This window comes from Psychrobacter sp. LFX-11D (assembly GCF_904846475.1).
Taxonomy (GTDB): domain Bacteria; phylum Pseudomonadota; class Gammaproteobacteria; order Pseudomonadales; family Moraxellaceae; genus Psychrobacter; species Psychrobacter cryohalolentis.
The window spans coordinates 256,150-277,814 of the sequence record NZ_CAJHAV010000001.1 but is presented as its reverse complement, the minus strand read 5'-3'; the positions used below and the strand labels follow the sequence as shown (position 1 = coordinate 277,814).

The window sequence follows — 21,665 nt, the reverse complement described above, 5'->3', positions numbered from 1 at the left end:
TTAGCAAGTTATCTTACCGTTTTATATGGATCTTTATTATTGGTTGTAAGGACTTAAGTTATTGATAACAATGAATTTGATTCAATATTTTTAAACTTTATAGTTTTAAGAATAATCGCAGTATGGATCAAATAGAGTATGCAGACCTGACATATTTTTCAATCTGGTTTTTTGCCTCTATATTATTTTCTAAAAAGCTTGGGCCAACCTTAATAAAGACAGAATATGACTACAAGACGATATTATAGATAGCATCATTAAGTATCACCACTGTGGTGAGCTGATGATAAACAGCTGATAATGGCTAGATCAAGGAATGCACATGAGTGACTCATTACCTACCGACCACCAGCAATTAACGTCAGACAGCGCAGTTGAGACTATTGCCGCCGCTGTCGCTCCTGAGGTATTACCCTCTGATTACAGCTCGAAAGACATCCGAGTACTGCGCGGACTAGAAGCGGTGCGCGTGCGCCCTGGTATGTATATTGGTGATACCGATGATGGTACTGGCTTGCATCATATGGTCTTTGAGGTGGTGGATAACTCTATCGATGAAGCGCTTGCTGGTCATTGTGATCAAATTGATATCATTATCCACGAAGATGAATCTGTCAGCGTGATGGATAATGGTCGCGGTGTCCCTGTCGACATTCATCCAGAAGAAGGTGTGTCTGCCGCACAGGTTATTATGACGGTACTGCATGCTGGTGGTAAGTTTGATGATAACAGCTACAAGGTATCGGGCGGTCTGCATGGCGTTGGCGTTTCAGTCGTTAATGCATTATCCAAAAAGCTTGAGATGAATATCTGGCGTGAAGGTTATCATTATCATCAGACTTATACTGATGGTGTGCCTGATGGCGATATTCAGCAAATGGAAGCGACAGATCAAACTGGCACACAAATCCGTTTTTACCCTAGCAATGACGTATTTACCGGTACTATTTTTGAATATGATATTTTAGCCAAGCGTTTACGTGAATTGTCATTTTTAAACTCTGGCGTACGTATTGTTTTGACTGATGAGCGTATTGATAAGCGTCATGAGTTTGAACACAAAGGTGGATTGTCAGAGTTTGTCAGCTATATTAATGCTGGTAAAGATGGCATCAATGATGTGTTCCATTTTATCAGTAATCAAGATGATGGTATCAGTGTCGAAGTGGCGTTGCAGTGGACAGATACTTATAACGAAAAAGTGTTTTGTTTTACCAATAACATTCCACAGCGCGATGGCGGCACGCATTTATCTGGCTTCCGCTCAGCACTCACGCGTTGTTTGAATACCTATATGGATCGTGAAAATCTCTTCAAAAAAGAGAAAGTGGCTGCGACTGGTGATGATGCCCGTGAAGGCTTGACGGCTATCGTATCTGTTAAAGTTCCAGATCCTAAGTTTTCGAGTCAAACCAAAGATAAACTGGTATCAAGTGAAGTGAAATCTGCGGTCGAATCAGCAATGCACGATAAATTTAATGATTATCTGCAAGAAAATCCAAGCGCTGGTAAATTGATTGCTGGTAAAATCATTGATGCCGCTCGTGCTCGTGATGCCGCTCGTAAAGCGCGTGAGATGACGCGTCGTAAGACCACATTAGATATCGCAGGTCTGCCGGGTAAATTGGCGGATTGCCAAGAAAAAGATCCTGCATTATCAGAGCTATATATCGTGGAAGGGGACTCTGCTGGCGGTTCAGCCAAGCAAGGTCGTAGCCGTAAAACGCAAGCAATTTTGCCTTTAAAAGGTAAAATCCTAAACGTTGAACGTGCGCGTTTTGATAAAATGTTATCGTCACAAGAAGTCGGTAATCTAATTACTGCGCTTGGTTGCGGTATTGGTCCTGACGAATATAATCCTGATAAAGTTCGCTATCATAAAATCATTATCATGACCGATGCGGACGTTGATGGTTCGCACATTAGAACCTTGCTATTGACCTTTTTCTTCCGTCAAACGCCTGAATTGATTGAGCGTGGTTATATTTATATTGCTCAGCCACCGCTATATAAAGTTAAAAAAGGTCGTCAAGAGCTGTATCTAAAAGACGATGAGGCACTTAAAGCATATTTATTATCTTCAACGATTGATAATACTAGGCTGCATATTAGTGCTGATGCCCCTGCAATTACTGGTCAAGCGTTAGAGACACTACTAAATGATTATAACCAAACGCAGCTTATTAAAGCCCGTTTGCAGATTCGTTATCCAGCCGTTTTGTTGGATGCCCTAACGCATACGCCAAAACTTAGTACTGATATGACGTATGATAAAGATGCAATGCAAGCATGGAAAGACACGCTACAGACCCAGCTTGAGCACTTTGGTAGTGACTTAAGTCCTGAGATTGAGCTGGTGAATATCCATGCACCGCAACCTAAAAATATGGATGCCGCTGCCGCTGATTTACTGGGTATGAAACCTGTCGTTGCCGTTGAAGAAAGTGATAGCTCTGACACTGAAGCGGTAGTCGCAAAAGCACAATGGCTGCCACGTATTACGGTCTATGTGCATCAGTTGGCCCATCATTATTTGCTCGATGCCAGCTTTATCAATTCGGGTGAGTATACTAAGCTGCTGCGTTTATCAGCTGAATGGAATACCTTGCTTGATGAAGATGCTTTTATTCGCCGTGACGCAACAGCGGGTACAACCAAAGACATCCCAATACGTGACTTCGATTATTTGTGGCAGCAAATGATGCTTGACGCGCGTCGTGGTCTAGCGATTCAGCGCTATAAAGGGTTGGGCGAGATGAATGCCGATCAGCTGTGGGATACTACCATGGATCCTGAAAACCGCCGTATGCTGCGCGTCAATATTGAAGATGCTATCGCAGCGGATCATATGTTCACCTGCTTGATGGGTGATCATGTTGAACCGCGTCGTATCTTTATCGAAGAGAACGCGTTAACGGTTTCTAATTTAGATATCTAAATGGCATAATATTGTGAATCAATGAAAAACCACCGCTTTGGCAACCAATGCGGTGGTTTTTTAATATTAAGCTTGTTTCACGTGAAACTTAATTGAATAAATGCTTTAAATAATGGATATAGAAATGATCGAAGTTATTTTACTTGCTATAGCATTGGCAATGGATGCGTTTGCGGTATCAATTGGTTTAGGCGCTAAGTCCCAAAAACAATCGTCCGCTTATGTTTTACGTTTAGCGGTTTATGCAGCACTGTATTTTGGTATCGCACAAGGCGTTATGCCGCTAATTGGTTATCTATTGGGTGCAGTATTGCTAGGCTGGTTAGCGACTGCTGCACCGTGGATTGGCGGTGGTATCCTTATTCTGCTTGGCACTAAGATGTTATATGAAGCTTTTAATGGTGAGATTGAAGCGGTATTAGAAGACGGTTTTGATAGAAATATGCAAGAAAAAATCAATCATCGCATGATGTTTACACTGGCTATTGCCACCAGTATTGATGCCATGGCAGCAGGCTTTACTCTAAATTTACTGGCACTTAATGCATGGCTGGCGTGCTTCATCATCGCTATTGTCACTGCTGGATTTGGCTTTTTTGGTATCTATTTAGGTAAGTCTTCTGGAACGTGGCTTGAGGACAAAGCTGAAATACTTGGTGGATTGGTATTGATAGCCATTGGTATAAAGGTTATGTTTATCCGTTAATAAGCACCATTATTTGGATTAATTCTCTACAATAAAAAGCACCCCTTTGATGATCAAAGGGGTGCTTTTTTGTTTCACGTGAAACTATAACTATTTATAATCTTAACTATTATTTACTCTTCATCAGTGTTAAAACGCCATGCAAGTATACGCGTACTTTTTTGACCTTGACTCATCTCGATGATACGCATTTGGGCGACACCAAGTTGTTTCAACAGTAATTGCAGAGGTTTTACGTTTTCTGACTTAGATACCAGTGTCGTAAACCAACCGACGTGCTCTGCAAAGTATTGACTCTCTTTTACCATCTTAGTCAAAAAGGCAATCTCGCCACCTTCACTCCACAACTCTTTATGCTGACCACCGAAGTTTAGATTCTGTGCGGCATTGCCAGACTTGGTTGAGCTACGGCTGATTTGTTCGTTCTCATTCTTACCACGATGTCGTTGCAGATTATGCTGCTTACGACTATTGGCTTCCATCGCTTCCTCTAATGAAGCATGAAATGGCGGGTTGCAAACAACCACATCAAAGTAATCTTGGCGACCGATGATATTTTTAAAAATAAATTTAGGTTCAGTCTGTAGTTTGACTTTAACGGCACTTTTTAGCTTTGGGTTGGTTTCACAAATCAGCGCAGCGGTATTGACCGAAATAGGATCAATGTCTGAGGCGGTAAATCGCCAACCGTAGCTTTGACTACCAATAATCGGATAAATCGCGCTGGCACCGGTGCCAATATCAAGGGCGTGGATTTCTTTGCCAGTCGGTGGCGTATTTTCTTTATTAACATGCGTCGTTTGCGCGAGTAAATCGGCAATATAATGAATATAATCGGCACGTCCCGGAATCGGTGGACAGAGATAACCTTCCGGAATATCCCAAAACTTCACACCATAATAATTTGCTAGTAGTGCCTGATTAAGGACGCGCACGGCGGCACTGTCTGAGAAGTTAATCGTCGACTCGCCTTTGGGATTGGTAATGGTGTGCTTAGCAAGCTCAGGCAAAGCGCGAGTCAATACTTCAAAGTCATAACGACCTTGGTGCGGATTGCGCGGATGTAGCTGCCCTAATTTTTTGGCAGTTTCAGGCGATCTGTTTCGTTGATTGTTGGCGGTCGGGCGACGGTTCATAGGCTTACTGGTCATAGTATCGGGCTTTGATGTTTGAATATAATGCACCATTTTAGCAGATTTCACGAGTCACTAGCGTCTTATCGACTACGTAAAATCAGATTTAATCCCAATATTATCATCGCTGTACCCAATACGCGGTCGATCCAATGTTCAAAACGCTGAAAGCGACGATGAATGGCAGGGATAGACAGTAACATCACCACGGTACTAAACCATGCCATCTGCAAGACCATCATCCATACGCCATAAATAGCCAATTGCCACAGCGGTATATCGGGTGATAAAACGAGGGTAAATATCGCCACGAAATAGACGGGCGCTTTTGGATTAAATACATTGCAAAAAAAGCCACGACGCAGAATAGCAGCGGTTGAGTTTGTATCGGTAGGCGGTTTTTTATTAGAAATGGCTTTATCAGAAAGCTCGGTATGATTGGTAGAAGTCGTTTGCTTAATAAGCATATCTTGTGAAACGTGAGCGCCTGAATCTGTTGGTTCTGCGGAAAGGGCTAAATCTGCTGGCTTTTTAGCTTTGGCTTGAATACCTTGCCATCCTAGATAAATAAGATAACTACCTCCTAACCATTTGATAGCGGTCAGTAAAGGCTGCGAGTGGGCAATCAGCGTTGCCAGTCCTAGCACCGAATAAATAATGTGTACGGCAAGACCCAAGGTGATACCAAGGCTACAAATCAAACCCGTGCGTCGCCCTTTAGCCAAGGTTTGCTGCGAGACCAAAACAAAGTCAGGACCCGGAGAGGCGGCAGCGAGTAGATGGACGCTGGTGATAAGCAAAAAACCGTGCCAAAATTCCATAAAATGCTCTGAGTCATGTCTTGAGTTGGATAATAGTTGCACATTAGCGTAAATGAGGTCAACTGATATTGATACCAGCTATTGATGCTCATGCTAAAACGTTGCTTGCGTTGCACGTAGTGTATGTCTATATTGAAAGTAAGTTACATGATTTTTAGCAGTGTTAATTCGCCATGTGACAAACCATAAAACGATCGCTCTAATAAGGATAAAAATATGACTACGGAAAGTAATAATAGTAATTCTACTAGCAATGACACTCGCATTACTTATGAAACTCAAGATTACATCTGCTTGATCGGGCTCAATCGCGCTGATAAACGTAATGCCTTTGACAGTCATATGATTAAGCAATTATCTGAGGCACTCACTCAATACGAAAATGATGCCAATCTTCGCTGTGCGCTGATATTCGCTCACGGTGAGCACTTCACTGCAGGGCTTGATTTGATGGAGCTACAAGACAAATGGGATAAAGGCGCGTTTGAGTTTACTGCTGACGAAATCGATCCTTGGGGTATCGGTGGAAAATTACGCAGTAAACCCGTGGTCGTCGCAGTACAAGGCACTTGCTTTACCGCTGGGATTGAGCTGATGCTCAATAGTGATGTGGTTATCGCAAGTGATAACTGCAACTTTGCGCAAATGGAAGTCCAGCGCGGTATCATGCCGTTTGGTGGTGCAACCGTACGCTTTGTCGCGGCTGCGGGCTGGCAAAAAGCCATGCCTTATCTACTCACTGGTAAAAACTTTGATGCGCAGACTGCGGATAGGTTGAATCTAGTTAGCGAAGTGATGCCAAATGGAGAAGAATATGAGCGCGCGCTAACTATCGCTAAAGAGATTTGCAACGCTGCACCGCTTGGGGTGCAAGGGTTATTGTCATCAGTGCAAGATGCCAGTCGTAATGGCGCAAAAGCAGCATTAGCTAATATTCATGGCTATCTGCCGCATTTGTTTCATTCAGAAGATGCCAAAGAGGGTGCGATGGCGATGGTTGAGAGACGTGAGGCTGAGTTTAAGGGTAAGTGAAACATAAGGTCTCATTTATGTGGAAGCAAAAAATAATAGCGATATGGTCTAAGTATTTTTTGAAAAATTGGCAACCAGACTTTGAAGAGCTTTCACCTTATATCTCTCCAGATATTCTATACTTCTTCACTGTAGATAAAGACTCTTCATACTGTATATCATGGAATACAACGTATTCTGAGTTATTAGCTCTTGATTTAGGACATCTAGAAACAGATATAAATGATGTACAATTTTATTATTTTGATATACCTATTATAGTGGGTCATATCAAATTTAATCATGCAAAGATTTTATGGAACTCTACTTCATTAGAGTCACCAATCCAGCATTATATAGTCGACATTAGAGAAGGAGTAAGGTATATAGACACTTACTCAAAGCTAGCAGGAATGCTCTCTAAATATGAGACATACGCGCAAAAAATTACCGATAATATGGTTATGGATGAAGACTCTTTTAATTTGTGCATAAAAGATATCTTCTACGTCCTTAATTATTCTATACCTGATAGATGTACTCGCTTAGATATTTATAATGAGAGAGATTATGCTTATCCTATTTTACTAGATAGTAATTATCAGCATCAAGGCACTGTTAGCAAAATTCACTATATGAGCTATGGGCTTAAAATTGAGCAATATCATCACTATTATGATTACTGTATAAAACCTGTACCAAGCTTCATCACTGCATTACTTGAGTATGATGAAGATAATATCTTATGGATTGATAATATAAATAAGGTAATAGGTTTCAAAGGTGATAAGTCTTGCTTGGTACTACCTAATAAAATCGAAAGTATACAGATTGACAATCTACGTCCTGCGAAAGGTTGGGGTGGTTGTTGGATGGAGATTAGGATAGCTGGTTTTAAAAATAGCATTCGTATTTATCAAGTACTAGATGTTAATCAATTAGATAAACACGTAGACGATTTTTCTGCTTTTTTTGGAATTAATGTTGTTATCAATGATAGAGGTTATGACTGTTAGATTAATAACGCCTATTTAATTTACACCATACGCTAGACAATCTATAAATTAAACGATAATAGTGAATGGCAGGATTGGCTCCAGCTTCATAACAGCTTTGATAACCACGAAATCTAAAGCGGTACTTCAAAACACAATCAAGCAAACCAAACATACCAACCAAAAAAACCTCGCAATTGCGAGGTTTTTGTTTTATCTAGTATGACTGACTATAACTACACCAGCGTCAGTGTTAACCGCTCAATTATAATTATTTAGCCGATTTGTAGTAGTCAACCATCATAGTGCCTAACGTGCCATTGTCATCGATAGTGACGATTCTGACTGTGCCTGACTGTGCTGCCGTACTAGATTGCACTTGTCCCGCGCTGCCTAACACCACTTGGTTGGTTTTGGCTGCCATTGCTCCGTTACCGATAGCGATGCTATTCATGCCGCCAGCCATAGATTTATTGCCTAACGCTACCGAGTTTGCACCTTGTGCGGCTGCCGCTTCACCAACTGCGGTAGAGCGTACACCACTAGCATCGGCTAGATGACCAAAGGCTTGCGCGCGTTCAGCAGTGGCTTTTGATTGCCAACCGATAGAGGTTGAGCCTAAACCTGCGGCATTGGCTTCCCCGCCAACAGCCGTTGCGGAGTTTAGACCTGCATTGGCTTTATTACCGACAGCGACCGTATCGTTAGTACCACCAGCGATTGACGCTTCGCCGACTGCGGTAGAGCGAACACCGCTAGCATTGGCTAGATGGCCAAAGGCTTGCGCGCGTTCGGCGGTGGCTTTTGATTGCCAACCGATAGAGGTTGAGCCTAGACCTGCGGCATTGGCTTGACCACCGACAGCGGTTGCTGAGTTCAGACCTGCATTGGCCATATTACCGATAGCAACCGTGTCGTTAGTGCCGCTAGACATAGCACTATTGCCTAAAGTAATGGCAGTACTGTTCGTAGTGGTTTGGGTATTTGAAACTTGATAGTCAGCGCCTGTTGCCATAGTCGTGCATGAAGCGGTGGCAGCGATGGCTAAAGTAAGGGCGCACGTTTTGAGTGCTAAGTTTGGTAAAAAGTCCATTTTCATCATGCTAAATCCTTTTAGACAAGCCATCTTGGCTTAGTAGGGGGTTTGGGTAAAAGCTGATAGATTACAATCCTTGCAATATCAGCGTACTCTGGCATAAATAATTTGATCATATGTAGAGTCCGCAACATTAATGTAACACTAATTTTTAGCCATTATTCAAATAATGATGATGTTATATTTTTAAATATCATTTAAGCCGACGAATGAACAGTTATAATATAAAGCAATCGTAAAGGGGAATGCTGGTGTTGTACAACTTTGATAAAATAATAGACAGACGTGATACGGGGTCGTTTAAATGGCATTATACCGATGAGACAATTCCGCTGTGGGTCGCGGATATGGACTTTAAGACCGCCCAGCCTATTTTAGCGGCGATTGAGCAAGTAGCGGAGCATGGCATATTGGGTTACACCGTGCCGACCGAGCCGTTGTATCAAGCGATTATCGACTGGCATGGCAGTCGTTATGACTTGTGGCTGGATAAGCAGGATATTCTTTTCTCTCCGGGTGTCGTGCCAAGTTTGGTGCTGATGATGAAAGTATTTACCGAGGCAGGGGATGCGGTACTCATTAATGACCCTATCTATACGCCTTTTATGACCAAGGTTTTGGACAATGGTCGTAAGCTGGTGACCTCTGCATTAAAGGAAATAGATGGTAAATATCATCTGGATTTAGCTGATATCGAAGCCAAAATTATCGAGCATAAAGTTAAGCTATATTTGTTCTGTAATCCGCATAATCCGGGCGGGCGGGTATGGACGGCGGATGAACTTGAAGCGCTGCTTTGTATTTGCAAGAAGCACGATGTGGCCATTGTGAGTGATGAGATTCATCAAGATTTAACTTTGAGTGGGTATACATTTACGCCTTTTTTAACCCTAGCAAAAGACTATGAACACAAAGTAGTCAGCCTAACTTCGATGACCAAAACCTTTAATATTGCCGGTATCAAAGGCTCGATGATATTTGCTAAAGACAGCGGATTACTGAGTAAAATTAACCAGCAGCAGCGTTTGAGTGACGAGCATGAGCTAAATTTATTCGCTTATACGGCGATGCGTAGTGCTTATGAGCAAGGTGGTGAGTGGTTGGCGCAGGCGCTGACTTATATTGAAGCCAATATTGACTTAACGCTACAATTTTTAGAAGAGCATTTACCTAAGATTAAGGTGATGCGTCCAGAAGCTTCGTATTTGATTTGGCTAGATTGTTCGGCATATGCGCAAGACGATCAAATGCTTTATGACAAATTGAGAGCTGCTAAGGTTGAGCTGAGTGCAGGGATTAAATATGGTGATGAAGGCCATCTTAAAATGCGCCTTAATGTGGCTTGTCCTAGAGCGCTGCTGATAGAAGGGCTAAACCGTATGCAAACAGCATTAAATAGCGATGTTTTTAATATAGTCGATTCAATTTAAAAAGAATACAGTGCTGCTGGGATAAATTTTGCGAAGCCTCTGGAGTGCAAAGGGCACAGCAAGCGAGGAAAGTTTATCCCAACATAACGCTATTTTTAACATGCCTCTTTTATATCGAACTGACTATATTACTTAGCTGGATAACCCGTAATATCTTGAATGCTTTGATATAAAGGCTTTAAGCGCTCATACATTTTGAGATAAACCTCATTATAAAGACGTTTGTAGAGCTGGACATTGGCTTCGATAGGTAAGAACCCATCACCCAAATGGGTCATGGCCTGAGTTGCGGTTAAATGGTCAGGATAAACGCCAAGTCCCACCGCACAGTTGATGGCAGCGCCTAAGCCTGAGGCTTCATAAGTATGCGGTCGATAGGCGGGCATACCGAAGATATCTGCCGTTAGCTGCATGGCGGAGTCGCTTTGGGAGCCACCGCCAGACACACGCAGGTGTTTAATGGCTTTGCCTGTACGCTTCTCAATGGTATCAAAACCAAGCTTTAGCTCATAAGCCAGCCCTTCTAAAATAGCGCGGTAGACATGCGCTCGCGTATGTACATCACCAAAACCAATAAGCGCACCTTTGCCTTCAAGACCCGGATGACGAACACCGGGCGACCAGTACGGCTGCATCATCAAACCCATACAGCCTGCTGGAATGTCTTTGACTGCCTTGTCGAGTAGTTTTTCAGTATCAACACCCTGCGTTTTTGCCAGTTGCTCTTCATACTGGGCAAATTGCTCCTTAAACCAGCTGACCATCCAAAAGCCGCGATAAATCATATACTCATGATTGTAGTAATTTGGCGCGGCGGCGGTATAAGCGGGCATGTGCTTGAGTATCTCAATATAATGGCTCGACGTGGTATTAATAGTCGCAGTAGTGCCAAAGCTTAAGCAGGCGGTATCGGCGGCAAGTCCGGCGGAACCCAACGCTTCGCAAGCTTTATCACTGGCGGCAGCAATCATTGGTGTGCCTTCAAGAATACCAGTAGCGGCGGCAGCTTTAGCAGTAATACTACCGAGCTGCTGCCCAGGTGGTATAAGTTTGGGCATTTGCTCTATCCGGCAACTGAACAGTCGCCATTTGATGTTGTTTGGCTTAAACCATGCTTGCGTTTTGTAATCGTAAGGCAGATAGCCTAAGGCATGACCAGTAGAGTCGGCAATCTCGCCTGTGAGCTGATAGGTGAGGTACGCGGATAAATTGACATAATAGGCTGTTTTCTCCCAAATTTCTGGTTCATGATGCGCAAGCCAATTACAGCGTGCTTTTTGCTGCGCCTCTTGTACCAGCTCGCCCATACCGATGACTTTGGTGAGTGGACCTAGAAAGCCTATGTCATTGTTCTCGCCGCGACGCAAATCCATCCACACAATGGCTGGGCGTAGCGGTTGTTTATCCTTGTCCAAACATATCATGGTATAGCGCTGGGTGGCTAGGCTAACACCGGCAATTTGCGCTGGCGTGATATCGCAATTTTGCCACAACTGCTGACAGGCCTCGCTTAATTTTTGCCAATAGTAGTCAGCATGTTGCTCGGCAAAACTAGGCTGCTCAGAAAAATACGGCTCGATAGGGACGCGTGCTTTGGCTATCTCGGTGCCGAATTGATCAAAGATAAGCGCTCTAACGCTTTGGGTGCCATTGTCGATAGCTAAGAAATAAATAGGCGCATCAAAGTTGTCGGTCATAGTCATCCTTAACTATGTGGGAATATAGATTGAAGCTAACTTAGAGTATAAAGCGGAACGGGTATTAATTTTCCTTGCGTGCTGTGCCTACGCCGACAGAGGCTGAAAAAATTAACCCAGTTCCGCCATATCTTTTCAACAATGAGTTTAGTATAGATAAATTAGGATATAAAAAAGCGCTAAGCCGCAGGCAGATAATAGTAGCGTTGCCATAAGGCTTGATAACGGTCAGACTCTTGCTGCCATTTTTGCTCATCCCAGCCTAGCTCCTGCTGACATATTTGCTTGACTCGCTGACTGATTAGCGGGGTCATCGCACCATTGGGCAATATAAGACCCAAGCGCGTGCGTCGTAGTAATAAATCATCCAAATGAATAACCTGCTCATAGCGAGCAGCAAAGCGAATCTCCGCCCAAATGGTATTGCTATCAGTCACATAAGCCAAGTCATCGTCATGAGCCAGCTCTAGCAAAGTATCGAGCTGTAGGCCATAAAAACCTTTTAAGCGCTGTTGTAATGGTAGCGGCAGGGCAGTAAATTTAGGGTTGGTTGAGGTTTGCTTGCTAAAAACTTGGCTGCTATATAATACATTATCTTGAGTAGCTGATTCATCGAGTTCGAGTACCTTTTGACAGACTTTTAGTACATCAAGGGCGATTAGGCGAAAGGTGGTTAATTTGCCACCGCTTACAGTGACCAGATTATTATCCAACCAGACGCTATGATCGCGTTTTTCCTTACTAGGACTGACGCGCTTACCATCATTGCCATCAGAAATCAGTGGACGCACGCCTGCCCATGAGCTGATGACATCCTTGCGGCTAATATCTACATCATCAAAAAGATCATTGGTCGCGGTCAACAGATAGTCCACCTCGGCATTGGTAATGCCGACTTCTGTATCATCTAAGGGTGGATGGTCCAAATCAGTAGTACCAAGAACGGTTCGGTTCTCCCACGGAAAGACAAAGATTGCTCTTTTATCGACAGGATGCAAAAAGGTATAGGCTTGATTGAGCGGTAGGCGCTCTTGACTGACTACCAAATGACTGCCACGCGATGGACGAATTTGCTTATGAAAGGTTTGTTCCGTTTGCTGACTGGCTTGCATCCGTAACGTATCTGCCCAAGCGCCCGTGGCACTGACCACGACTTTGGCCTGAACGTCGTAAGTATGGGTGCTATGTTGGGGAGAGGTGTCTTTTAGAGTAGCCCCCACCACTAAGCCTTGTTCAGTGGTTATGAGTGATTCTGCTTTAAGATAGTTAATCGCGTGCGCGCCATCATGAATAGCTTCGTCCAATACCCGCATCACGAGCCGTGAGTCATCGGTCACGGCATCACTAAATTGACTGGCACCCAAAAACTTATCTTGTTTAATATGAGGGTTAAGGCTAAGAAAGGCGTCTTTTTTAAAGTACTTAAAGTAGTGCTTACCCGCGAGCTTATCATATACCCTAAGTAGATTATTAAATATCCATGGCGGTGGAAACTTGCCTTTGTAATGGGGCATGACATAGTGCATCTCATTAACGAGGCCACTTGCTTCATTCAGCATGCGTTCACGCTCGCGTACGCTGTGCAGTGTCGTCTTGAAATCGCCCGAGGCAATGTAACGTAGCCCGCCATGTACCATTTTGCTTGAGCGGCTGGAGGTGCCCCAAGCGAAGTCTTTTTGCTCAATTAATAGTACTGCTAAGCCGCGTCTTGCTGCTTCGCGAGCAATACCAGCACCAGTGATCCCGCCACCGATAATGAGCATATCCCATGGTTCAGAACGAGACAGTGGTGCTAATGCTTGCTGGCGTTGTTGATATTGATTAGCTCGGTTCATAGACGACTCATTTTAATTGTTACTTAATTTCAACTATGTATGTTATCCAAATAATCTAATTCATAGTCGTTACTAAATAAAATAAATACACTATATTATAATGCGCGACTGGTATTAATTTTCCTTGCGTGCTGTGCCTACGCCGACAGAGGCTGCGAAAAATCAATGCCAGCCGCGCTGTAACGCTCTTAAACCAAACTATAGTCAATTCCAAATAAAACAGACACGTTATGTTCCAACGCAGTACTGGTATAAATTTTTCTGGCGTGCTGTGACTACGCTGACAGAGGCTGCGTAAAATTCATCCCAGTCCTACTGTATCGCTTTAATACTGAACTCACTATAACTATAAACAAGGTTTTTGAGTAAAGTTATTATTCAATCAAAACACCCGGATTCATACGCTGCTCAGGGTCCAGACTTTTAAGCATATCACGGGTAACCTGAATACCTAGCTTACCCTTTTCAGCAGTGAGGTAAGGGGCATGGTCACGGCCGACACCATGCTGGTGCGATATTGTCGCTTTGCCATTTGCCAGACTTGAGCTGGCAGCATGCTTGATTCTTTGCCAGCGACTTAAGGTACTGGCGTGATCTTGTGCCGCTCTAAAGAAGTAGGTGGTATAAAGGCTAGCACCTTGCTTATAAACGTGTGAGATATGCGTAAATGCCATCACGGCTTCGCCTTCGTCTGCCAGTGCAGTTTGCACCGCTGCTTGCATCTGCTGCATTTGCTCGTCGATATTATGCCAATTGGTCGCGGTCTCAAAGGTATCCACCATGATGCCTTTTTCCCATAAAGTACCGCGCAAATATGGAAATTTAAAACGCCCATGTGACCATATCTTACCCATCAGATTGGCAAGCTTGCCACTGATACCACCATGCTGCTTTAACAGATTTTTAAACTGCGCCAGTGCCAGCGCATTCTGTGCTTTATCACCTGATAGGCCATAAGTAAGCATGACTTTTTGTGAACCTAATCCGCGGGCTTTTAGATAGGTGTTGATTGCCAAAAATTGACTGGGCGTCGTGCCCAAATGTAGATGAGCATCAGTCTCGACCGCATTGCTCAGACGCAGCATAGATAAGGGGATGTTTTTTTGTACCGCTTGTCTGAGTACTTCTTTACCCGCTTCCCAATTTGGCAAAAATACCACTTTGAATAGCTCTTCTTCCGGTTGCGACTGCACGCGCATTTTGACTTCGGTAAAAATACCGGCGCGACCTTCAGTGCCCATCATCATTTCACGCAGATCAGGCCCTGCTGCTGACGCTGGAATATCAGCGATATTGAGTACACCCTGCGGCGTGACCAAAGTACCACCAGCAAACATCTGCTCGATACGTCCGTAACCCAATGACTGCTGACCGCTAGAGCGTGCTGCAATCCAGCCGCCAAGCGTCGATAATTCCCATGACTGCGGATAATGTCCTAAACGGTAACCGTGGGCATTTAATTGTGCCTCGACTGCTGGACCTTGTGTCCCTGCGCCAAAAGTAGCAATTTGGCTCTCTATATCCAAGTCAATCAGCTGATCCATCCTACTCATAGCGATAGTCAATACAGGGCGTGAACCCTTTTGCGGATTGATATGACCAGCGACTGAGGTACCACCGCCAAAAGGAATGACGATCAGGTCGTACTCGCTTGCTAGTTTTAATAAGGTTTCGACATCAGCGGTTGATTGCGGATGCGCCACGCCATCAGGAAAGACCTCAAAGTCGCCGCCGTGCATGGCTATCCAATCCGGAAAGCTCTGACCACGGGCGTGTCTGAGTCTTACTTCGTTATCGACAGATACAGTATCAAGCTCAATCATAGCAGCAGGTAAGCGTGATTTTGGAACGGTTTTGAGCACCTTTTGTAAGCTGACAGAAGACAGTTTTTTAGTTTTACCAATGTGTGACTTGATCAGTTTTGCCCCATGTGGCGAGACTTTTTTATTGATACTGATATTGCCCCAACCATTCCAGCGCGTCTGTTCTATAGGTGTGTTGACAGGTGTAGTGACGGACGTATCTATTTTTGAGAGCGTATCTAAACTGGTATTATCAATAGGAGAGGTCGTTGAGATAGAGGCAGTTTTAGACGTTTTACGCATAAAGGATTTAATTTTGCTCATAGTAAATTTAACCTATCTATTTATAATCACGGTTTGAGTGTCGCTACTGTGGCTATCTCATTGTCCATAATCAGGCAATGAGGATATTTTTTTTATCGAATTAGCATATCACAAATGATCTGATTATTTGATATATGCTAAACATTAGTAGAATCATTAAAAAATAGACAATAATAAACGTATATCTAACCGCCACTACATTCGTGAAACTTGTTAAAATAGCGCACCAATTTATTTATTGATGGACACTACGTTATGACAACTGCTGCCAACGTTCCTACTATTAAAGAAGATCGCATCTTAATTCTCGATTTTGGCTCACAGTACAGCCAGCTTATCGCCCGCCGTGTCCGTGATTCAGGTGTATTCTGTGAGATGTTCCCTTATGATATCGACACTCAGCGCATCATCGATTTTGGCGCAAAAGGCGTTATCTTATCTGGTGGTCCTGAGAGCGTCCACGCAGATGACAGCCCACGCATCAACGATGCTGTATTTGATCTAGGCGTACCAGTATTAGGTATCTGCTATGGTATGCAAGCGATGGCAGAGCGTTTCGGTGGTAAAGTTCACGCCAGTGATATCCATGAATTTGGCGCAGCAACCATCAATATCGATGGCAAATCAACGCTGACTGATGGTATCGAAGACGCAGCAGCGAAGCTAAATGTCTGGATGAGTCATGGCGATAAAGTGGTCGATGCCCCACAAGGCTTCGATATCGTTGCCAGCACGCCAAGCTGCCCGATTGCGATCATGGCAGATGATTCGCGCCATTATTATGGTTTGCAGTTCCATCCTGAAGTGACGCATACCGCACAAGGTCAGGCATTGCTAGGACGTTTTGTCCATCAAATCTGTGACTGCGCGGGTAGCTGGACGCCTGATAACATCATCGATATGCGTATTGAGCAACTCAAAAAGCAAATCGGTGATAAGCAAGTGTTACTAGGTCTTTCAGGTGGCGTAGATAGCTCAGTCGTCGCAGCATTGTTGCATAAAGCCATTGGCGACCAATTAACGTGTGTATTTGTCGATACGGGTCTCTTGCGTCTACACGAAGGCGACCAAGTGATGCAAATCTTCGCTGAAAACATGGGCGTAAAAGTCATTCGTGTCGATGCTGAAGAGTTATTCTTAACGGCATTGGCTGGCGAGTCTGATCCTGAAGCCAAGCGTAAAATCATCGGTAAAACCTTTATCGATGTATTTGCTAATAGTGCCCGTGAAGTCAGCGAGCAGAGCGATGGTAAAGTCATCGAATTCTTAGCGCAAGGCACGATTTATCCAGACGTGATTGAATCAGCGAAGTCGCATCAAGGTAAAGCCCACGTCATTAAGAGCCATCATAATGTTGGCGGTTTGCCCGATGATTTGGCGTTTGAATTGGTTGAGCCGTTACGTGATTTGTTTAAAGATGAAGTGCGTAAATTGGGTATTACCTTAGGTTTACCAGCTAAAATGATTAACCGCCATCCGTTCCCAGGACCGGGTTTGGGCGTGCGTATTTTGGGCGAAGTCACCAAAGAATTTGCTGATATCCTACGCTCTGCTGACGCGATATTTATGGAAGAGTTAGAACGCTCAGGCTGGTATGAGAAGACCGCGCAAGCATTTGCGGTATTCCAACCGATCAAATCGGTCGGCGTGGTCGGTGATGGTCGCCGTTATGCGTGGGTGATTGCGCTACGTGCCGTTGAAACTGTTGACTTTATGACCGCACGCTTTGCTCATCTGCCGTATGATCTGATTGAAACGGTATCGAATCGTATTATGAATGAAATCGCGGAAGTATCACGCGTGACTTATGATGTATCGAGCAAGCCACCAGCGACGATTGAGTGGGAATAATATCCTATTTATTTTTTAGCTGATGTAAAGAAACACTCAACTTGGTTGGGTGTTTTTTTATATATAGAATTTAATTCAGGAAGGTTAAATTCTATATATAATAAATAAAAAAGAATGCCATTAAATAATTGGAAAATGAGAAGCATAAGATGAAAAGCTTGGAACTCACTGTTGAAGACATTACATCATTGAATGATGGCGACTTAAGAGAACTAATTGGACGCTTGTGCGAAGCTGAGTTTTTGCAGCAGCAATTGCCCTTAGCTGATGTAACTTGGGGAGGCGCACAGGAAGCAGCCGATGGCGGACTTGATGTGAGCGTTGATAGTAATAGCCGATTAAGTCAACCTAACTTTATACCAAGAAACTGTACCGGCTTTCAAGTCAAAAAGCATTCGATGGGGAAGGCAGCTTGTCATAAAGAAATGTTAGATGGGACTAATCCTAAACCGATTTTGTCAGAGATTGCTGATAAAAAAGGCGCTTATATCATTGTCAGTGGTAAAGATGATTGTTCCGATAAGATGCTGAAAGATCGCTTAGCCAGTATGCAAGAAGCTGTCGGCTCTCTAACTAACAAAGATGATTTAAAGCTCGACTTCTATGGTCGAAGTCGCATCTTGTCATGGTTGCATATTTACCCAAGTGTGACTCTATGGGTTCGCCAAATAATTGGTAAACCCTTATCTGGTTGGACATCATTTGGTAGATGGGCTGCAACACCGATCGCTGTAGAAGATGATTTTATTACTGATGATCATCGTTGTATAAGCGATAGTAGTTCAGGTAATCAAAACTCGTTAACAGTACTTGAAGGTATTAATGTAGTTAGAGAAAAGCTTCACTCTAGTGGTAGTGCTATTCGTATTACAGGCCTTTCAGGCGTCGGTAAAACTCGGTTTGCTCAAGCTTTATTTGAATCAGAAGTTGGAAATGAGCCTCTTCCATATACTAATACGATTTATGCAGATTTAGGTAATGATCTAGCCCCTTCAGCATCGGAAATGATTGACTATCTTATTGCTAACGATAGCGATACTTACATCATTCTTGACAACTGCCCTCCTGAAGTTCATCGAACCTTACAGAAAAAAGTAATGGCAAGTAACACGCAGATCAAACTGCTATCAATTGAATATGATATTTCTACTGACAAACCAGAAGAAACTCATGTTATACATATTGAACCAGCTAGTGAAGGTACGGTATCACTACTTTTGCAAAGGCGCTTTCCTAAATTAAACAAAACGAACTCCGATAAAATTGCAGAGTTTTCTGGAGGTAATGCAAGAGTTGCTTTAGCTTTAGCTGATCAAGTAGATATTAACGAAAATTTAAGTCAATTATCAGATGAAGAGTTATTTAAGAGACTTTTTCACCAGAGAAAACAAGTAGATGTTAGTCTTTTAGAAAGTGCAGAAACACTCTCTCTAATTTACTCTTTTGACATTTCAAATGAAAATAATGAACTGCTAGCGTTAGGTCGTATTTCAGGTATCGAAAGTAAGACCCTGTACCGTCACCAAGCAGAGTTACTTAGACGGCATATTGCTCAAAAGCGTGGTAATTGGCGGGCTGTCCTTCCTCATGCCATTTCTAACAAACTTGCTAGACGTGCATTCGAAAACCTTCCCATATCTCAGATTAATGCTGAGCTATTTAAAGAAGAAAATGAGCGCTTATTTATGTCTTGTGCTCATAGAATCAGTTATTTGCATGACAGCTTAGAAGCTCAAGGACTAGCTGAAAGTTGGATACAAGAAGATGCGCCATTATATAATCCCTCTACATATAGTCCTATTCACCTAAAATGTTTTAGCTATATTGCTACCGTTATTCCTCAGGCAGCACTCTCTATACTCGAACAAGCTTGCCAAAACGCTGAGTTTGCCTCTCGAAATAACCCTAACTTTAATCAGTTTGTTGGGCTCTTACGTCAACTTGCTTACGATGATGAGTATTTCAATCGTGCTGCCAACCTTTTACTTAAGTTTGCTGAGACTGAGAAACATGGTGAGAGAAACAATAGCATTGTTAACTGGATGGAAAACTTATTTTCTTTGTATTTATCAGGGACAGAAGCGACACCGAGTAAACGACAAGCATTTATTAGAGATCTTTTTCAATCATCTAATCCCAGATACTATGAGATTGCAAAGGTGCTACTCAATAAAGCCTTGCAGACATCTTCTTGGCATTCATTTGGTTCATTTGAATTTGGGGCGCGCAAAAGAGGAATGGGGTGGCAACCTTCTAATCAGGAAGAATGGAGGGACTGGTATTCTGGCTTGATAGATATTTTACAAGAGTTATTGCAGTCAGATGATACTGTACATATTGATATAGCAAAACAGCTCATTGTCTCCAATTTTAACGGACTTTGGATTAGTTCTGGATGTTGTAGCAAGCTTGAGGATATTGTTAGAAACTATGCACGAGATGGGGTTTGGCCTAAGCTATGGAAAGAAATTAAAAGTACTATAGATAATCTAACAGGTGAGTCCAATAGTAAATCACTTATTCGTTTGGAAATGCTAGAAAAAATTGCTGTTCCAAAAGACATCAATACAGAGATTCATGCCTATATATTTTCTAATACTTGGGATCATATAATATATGGCGGTAACGAAAGTCCTTCTGACCATAGAAAAGAGATTATCGCGAAAGTAAAATCCTTAGGAGAAGAAGCTGCTCAAGATACTAGTCTTATTAAAGGGCTAGGAATTGATTTGTGGCAAGAAAGATTTGATTCATTTATTCATTTTGGTGAGGGACTTGCTTTAGGAAGTTCTAACTTAGTAGAAACATTTAAGTATCTAATTAATCTTATCCAAACTATGCCAGTTGAAAGTTTGAACTCTTCTGTGCTACATGGATTTATTAAACAGGTATACGAACACGATCCTAATCTCGCACGTATTATGCAAAAGTCTGCTCTTGAGATAAGTAACCTAGAAGAACATTTTTTATACTTGCTCTGTAGTACGCCATTGGAAGAATGGAGTATCCAAAAGCTTATCGATTTAGCGACTAAGCAGGAGATTAGTGCATCTCAGTTCACGATTCTAGCCTATGGTCGTACTCATGAAGCAATAAACGACAATGAGTTATCCGAGCTATTAGATAGAATAATAAGTATGGAGCAAGGTATATATGCAGCTATAGAAATTCTCAGTATGCGTTTTTTTAGAGATAAGAAAGATACCTATCAATCAACTGCTACTATTTTTTCAGCAGGACGTAAGGTTATCAGGAAAGCAGTTTCCCTAGGTAGTTTAAGAAATTTACGCAGTCATTCTTTGAAAAGTGTAGCCAATTATTGCTTATATTCATTAGCACCTCAGAATGAAATAAGCGAATTATTAGGTTTAATCAAAGAAAATATCGAAGAGTATCGTATATCTAGTAAAGATATCGAACCACTTATGATTGTACTATTAAATAACTTTCCAGAGCTAGTGCTCGAAACCATACTATCTAATGATAATCAGCTGTCAGAACATGATTCGATTTATCAGCAATTTTTCAACCACTATGATGGAGTTTCACTCAATATAGTACCTGCTCAACGTCTTTTAGACTGGTGTAATAATGATCAGGCTAAAGTCCAACGAGTGGCAAAATTACTTAGTATATATACTCCAATAGAAGAACCGCTTTTCCCAACAGTGGATAAAAGGCCTGTTGAATTAAGCAGTCATATAAAAGCTTTTTTTCATATAGCTAAGGATAAAGACAAAATAGTTGAAATTATATATGACGAGATAATGCCAAGTGGTTGGTCAGGTTCTCTTGCAGACATTTTAGAATCAAGAGCCAAAGCTTTTTCCGAATTAAGCAACCATGCTTCTGTAGAGGTTCAGAAATTGATTGAAGAGAAATTAGCATTAGTTAATCAATGGATACAGAAAGAGAGAGAAAGAGAGGCACAAGATCATAATCAACGTGAACAACGCTTTGAGTGACTTAACATTGACGAATTACTATGATCGAAAAACATTTTTTAGAAGTAGAAAAAATGTATGT

At 42.5% G+C, this 21,665-nt stretch carries 13 protein-coding genes; 7 read left to right on the top strand and 6 right to left on the bottom strand.

Annotation, left to right across the window (positions count from 1 at the left end; genetic code table 11):
• Nucleotides 1–322 precede the first annotated feature (322 nt).
• Together gyrB and JMX75_RS01205 are read left to right on the top strand one after the other, a co-directional pair.
• Nucleotides 323–2,938: a DNA topoisomerase (ATP-hydrolyzing) subunit B gene (gyrB, locus tag JMX75_RS01210; protein WP_201530628.1), complete on the top strand. Its 2,616-nt coding sequence runs from the start codon at nucleotides 323–325 to the stop codon at nucleotides 2,936–2,938.
• A 124-nt stretch (nucleotides 2,939–3,062) separates the two neighbouring features.
• Nucleotides 3,063–3,644, top strand: coding sequence for a manganese efflux pump MntP family protein (locus JMX75_RS01205; RefSeq protein WP_201530627.1), 582 nt, complete (start codon nucleotides 3,063–3,065; stop codon nucleotides 3,642–3,644).
• 113 nt (nucleotides 3,645–3,757) lie between these two features.
• Here JMX75_RS01205 and rlmF read toward each other — a convergent pair whose 3' ends face one another.
• Together rlmF and JMX75_RS01195 are read right to left on the bottom strand one after the other, a co-directional pair.
• The gene (rlmF, locus tag JMX75_RS01200) at nucleotides 3,758–4,795 is read right to left on the bottom strand and encodes a 23S rRNA (adenine(1618)-N(6))-methyltransferase RlmF (RefSeq protein WP_201530626.1); all 1,038 of its coding nucleotides are present in this window, start codon (nucleotides 4,793–4,795) and stop codon (nucleotides 3,758–3,760) included.
• Nucleotides 4,796–4,860: 65 nt separating this feature from the next.
• Nucleotides 4,861–5,598 carry a LysE family translocator gene (locus JMX75_RS01195; RefSeq protein ID WP_201530625.1) on the bottom strand — a complete coding sequence of 246 codons (738 nt, stop codon included), beginning with the start codon at nucleotides 5,596–5,598 and terminating at the stop codon, nucleotides 4,861–4,863.
• A gap of 216 nt (nucleotides 5,599–5,814) precedes the next feature.
• Here JMX75_RS01195 and JMX75_RS01190 point away from each other — a divergent pair, with 216 nt between their 5' ends.
• Nucleotides 5,815–6,630, top strand: a complete 816-nt coding sequence (locus JMX75_RS01190; RefSeq protein ID WP_201530624.1) for a crotonase/enoyl-CoA hydratase family protein — start codon at nucleotides 5,815–5,817, stop codon at nucleotides 6,628–6,630.
• Between the two features lie 17 nt (nucleotides 6,631–6,647).
• Nucleotides 6,648–7,625: a hypothetical protein gene (locus JMX75_RS01185; protein ID WP_201530623.1), complete on the top strand. Its 978-nt coding sequence runs from the start codon at nucleotides 6,648–6,650 to the stop codon at nucleotides 7,623–7,625.
• A gap of 250 nt (nucleotides 7,626–7,875) precedes the next feature.
• On the opposite strand, the gene JMX75_RS01180 is transcribed toward JMX75_RS01185, so the two are convergent.
• On the bottom strand, nucleotides 7,876–8,706 hold the full coding sequence (locus JMX75_RS01180) for a hypothetical protein (RefSeq protein WP_201530622.1): 831 nt from the start codon (nucleotides 8,704–8,706) through the stop codon (nucleotides 7,876–7,878).
• A gap of 239 nt (nucleotides 8,707–8,945) precedes the next feature.
• Between JMX75_RS01180 and JMX75_RS01175 the strand changes: the two genes are divergently transcribed.
• Nucleotides 8,946–10,130, top strand: coding sequence for a MalY/PatB family protein (locus JMX75_RS01175; RefSeq protein ID WP_201530621.1), 1,185 nt, complete (start codon nucleotides 8,946–8,948; stop codon nucleotides 10,128–10,130).
• Between the two features lie 128 nt (nucleotides 10,131–10,258).
• On the opposite strand, the gene JMX75_RS01170 is transcribed toward JMX75_RS01175, so the two are convergent.
• The 3 genes from JMX75_RS01170 to JMX75_RS01160 all read right to left on the bottom strand — a co-directional run bounded on the left by JMX75_RS01170 (nucleotide 10,259) and on the right by JMX75_RS01160 (nucleotide 15,788).
• On the bottom strand, nucleotides 10,259–11,827 hold the full coding sequence (locus tag JMX75_RS01170; protein ID WP_201530620.1) for an FGGY-family carbohydrate kinase: 1,569 nt from the start codon (nucleotides 11,825–11,827) through the stop codon (nucleotides 10,259–10,261).
• A 179-nt stretch (nucleotides 11,828–12,006) separates the two neighbouring features.
• A complete protein-coding gene (locus tag JMX75_RS01165; RefSeq protein WP_201530619.1) occupies nucleotides 12,007–13,662 on the bottom strand; it encodes a glycerol-3-phosphate dehydrogenase/oxidase in 1,656 nt (551 codons plus the stop codon).
• Nucleotides 13,663–14,036: 374 nt separating this feature from the next.
• On the bottom strand, nucleotides 14,037–15,788 hold the full coding sequence (locus tag JMX75_RS01160; protein ID WP_201530618.1) for an FAD-binding oxidoreductase: 1,752 nt from the start codon (nucleotides 15,786–15,788) through the stop codon (nucleotides 14,037–14,039).
• Nucleotides 15,789–16,043: 255 nt separating this feature from the next.
• Between JMX75_RS01160 and guaA the strand changes: the two genes are divergently transcribed.
• Entirely contained in the window at nucleotides 16,044–17,639 is a 1,596-nt protein-coding gene (guaA, locus tag JMX75_RS01155; protein WP_201530617.1) for a glutamine-hydrolyzing GMP synthase, read from the top strand.
• Nucleotides 17,640–17,788: 149 nt separating this feature from the next.
• Nucleotides 17,789–21,604 carry a hypothetical protein gene (locus tag JMX75_RS01150; RefSeq protein WP_201530616.1) on the top strand — a complete coding sequence of 1,272 codons (3,816 nt, stop codon included), beginning with the start codon at nucleotides 17,789–17,791 and terminating at the stop codon, nucleotides 21,602–21,604.
• Nucleotides 21,605–21,665: the final 61 nt, after the last annotated feature.

Excerpts from the sequence above, each read along its gene's own strand:
- gyrB (WP_201530628.1), top strand. The coding sequence starts at position 323 with ATGAGTGACTCATTACCTACCGACCACCAGCAATTAACGTCAGACAGC.
- JMX75_RS01205 (WP_201530627.1), top strand. The coding sequence starts at position 3,063 with ATGATCGAAGTTATTTTACTTGCTATAGCATTGGCAATGGATGCGTTT.
- rlmF (WP_201530626.1), bottom strand. The coding sequence starts at position 4,795 with ATGACCAGTAAGCCTATGAACCGTCGCCCGACCGCCAACAATCAACGA.
- JMX75_RS01195 (WP_201530625.1), bottom strand. The coding sequence starts at position 5,598 with ATGGAATTTTGGCACGGTTTTTTGCTTATCACCAGCGTCCATCTACTC.
- JMX75_RS01190 (WP_201530624.1), top strand. The coding sequence starts at position 5,815 with ATGACTACGGAAAGTAATAATAGTAATTCTACTAGCAATGACACTCGC.
- JMX75_RS01185 (WP_201530623.1), top strand. The coding sequence starts at position 6,648 with ATGTGGAAGCAAAAAATAATAGCGATATGGTCTAAGTATTTTTTGAAA.
- JMX75_RS01180 (WP_201530622.1), bottom strand. The coding sequence starts at position 8,706 with ATGATGAAAATGGACTTTTTACCAAACTTAGCACTCAAAACGTGCGCC.
- JMX75_RS01175 (WP_201530621.1), top strand. The coding sequence starts at position 8,946 with ATGCTGGTGTTGTACAACTTTGATAAAATAATAGACAGACGTGATACG.
- JMX75_RS01170 (WP_201530620.1), bottom strand. The coding sequence starts at position 11,827 with ATGACCGACAACTTTGATGCGCCTATTTATTTCTTAGCTATCGACAAT.
- JMX75_RS01165 (WP_201530619.1), bottom strand. The coding sequence starts at position 13,662 with ATGAACCGAGCTAATCAATATCAACAACGCCAGCAAGCATTAGCACCA.
- JMX75_RS01160 (WP_201530618.1), bottom strand. The coding sequence starts at position 15,788 with ATGAGCAAAATTAAATCCTTTATGCGTAAAACGTCTAAAACTGCCTCT.
- guaA (WP_201530617.1), top strand. The coding sequence starts at position 16,044 with ATGACAACTGCTGCCAACGTTCCTACTATTAAAGAAGATCGCATCTTA.
- JMX75_RS01150 (WP_201530616.1), top strand. The coding sequence starts at position 17,789 with ATGAAAAGCTTGGAACTCACTGTTGAAGACATTACATCATTGAATGAT.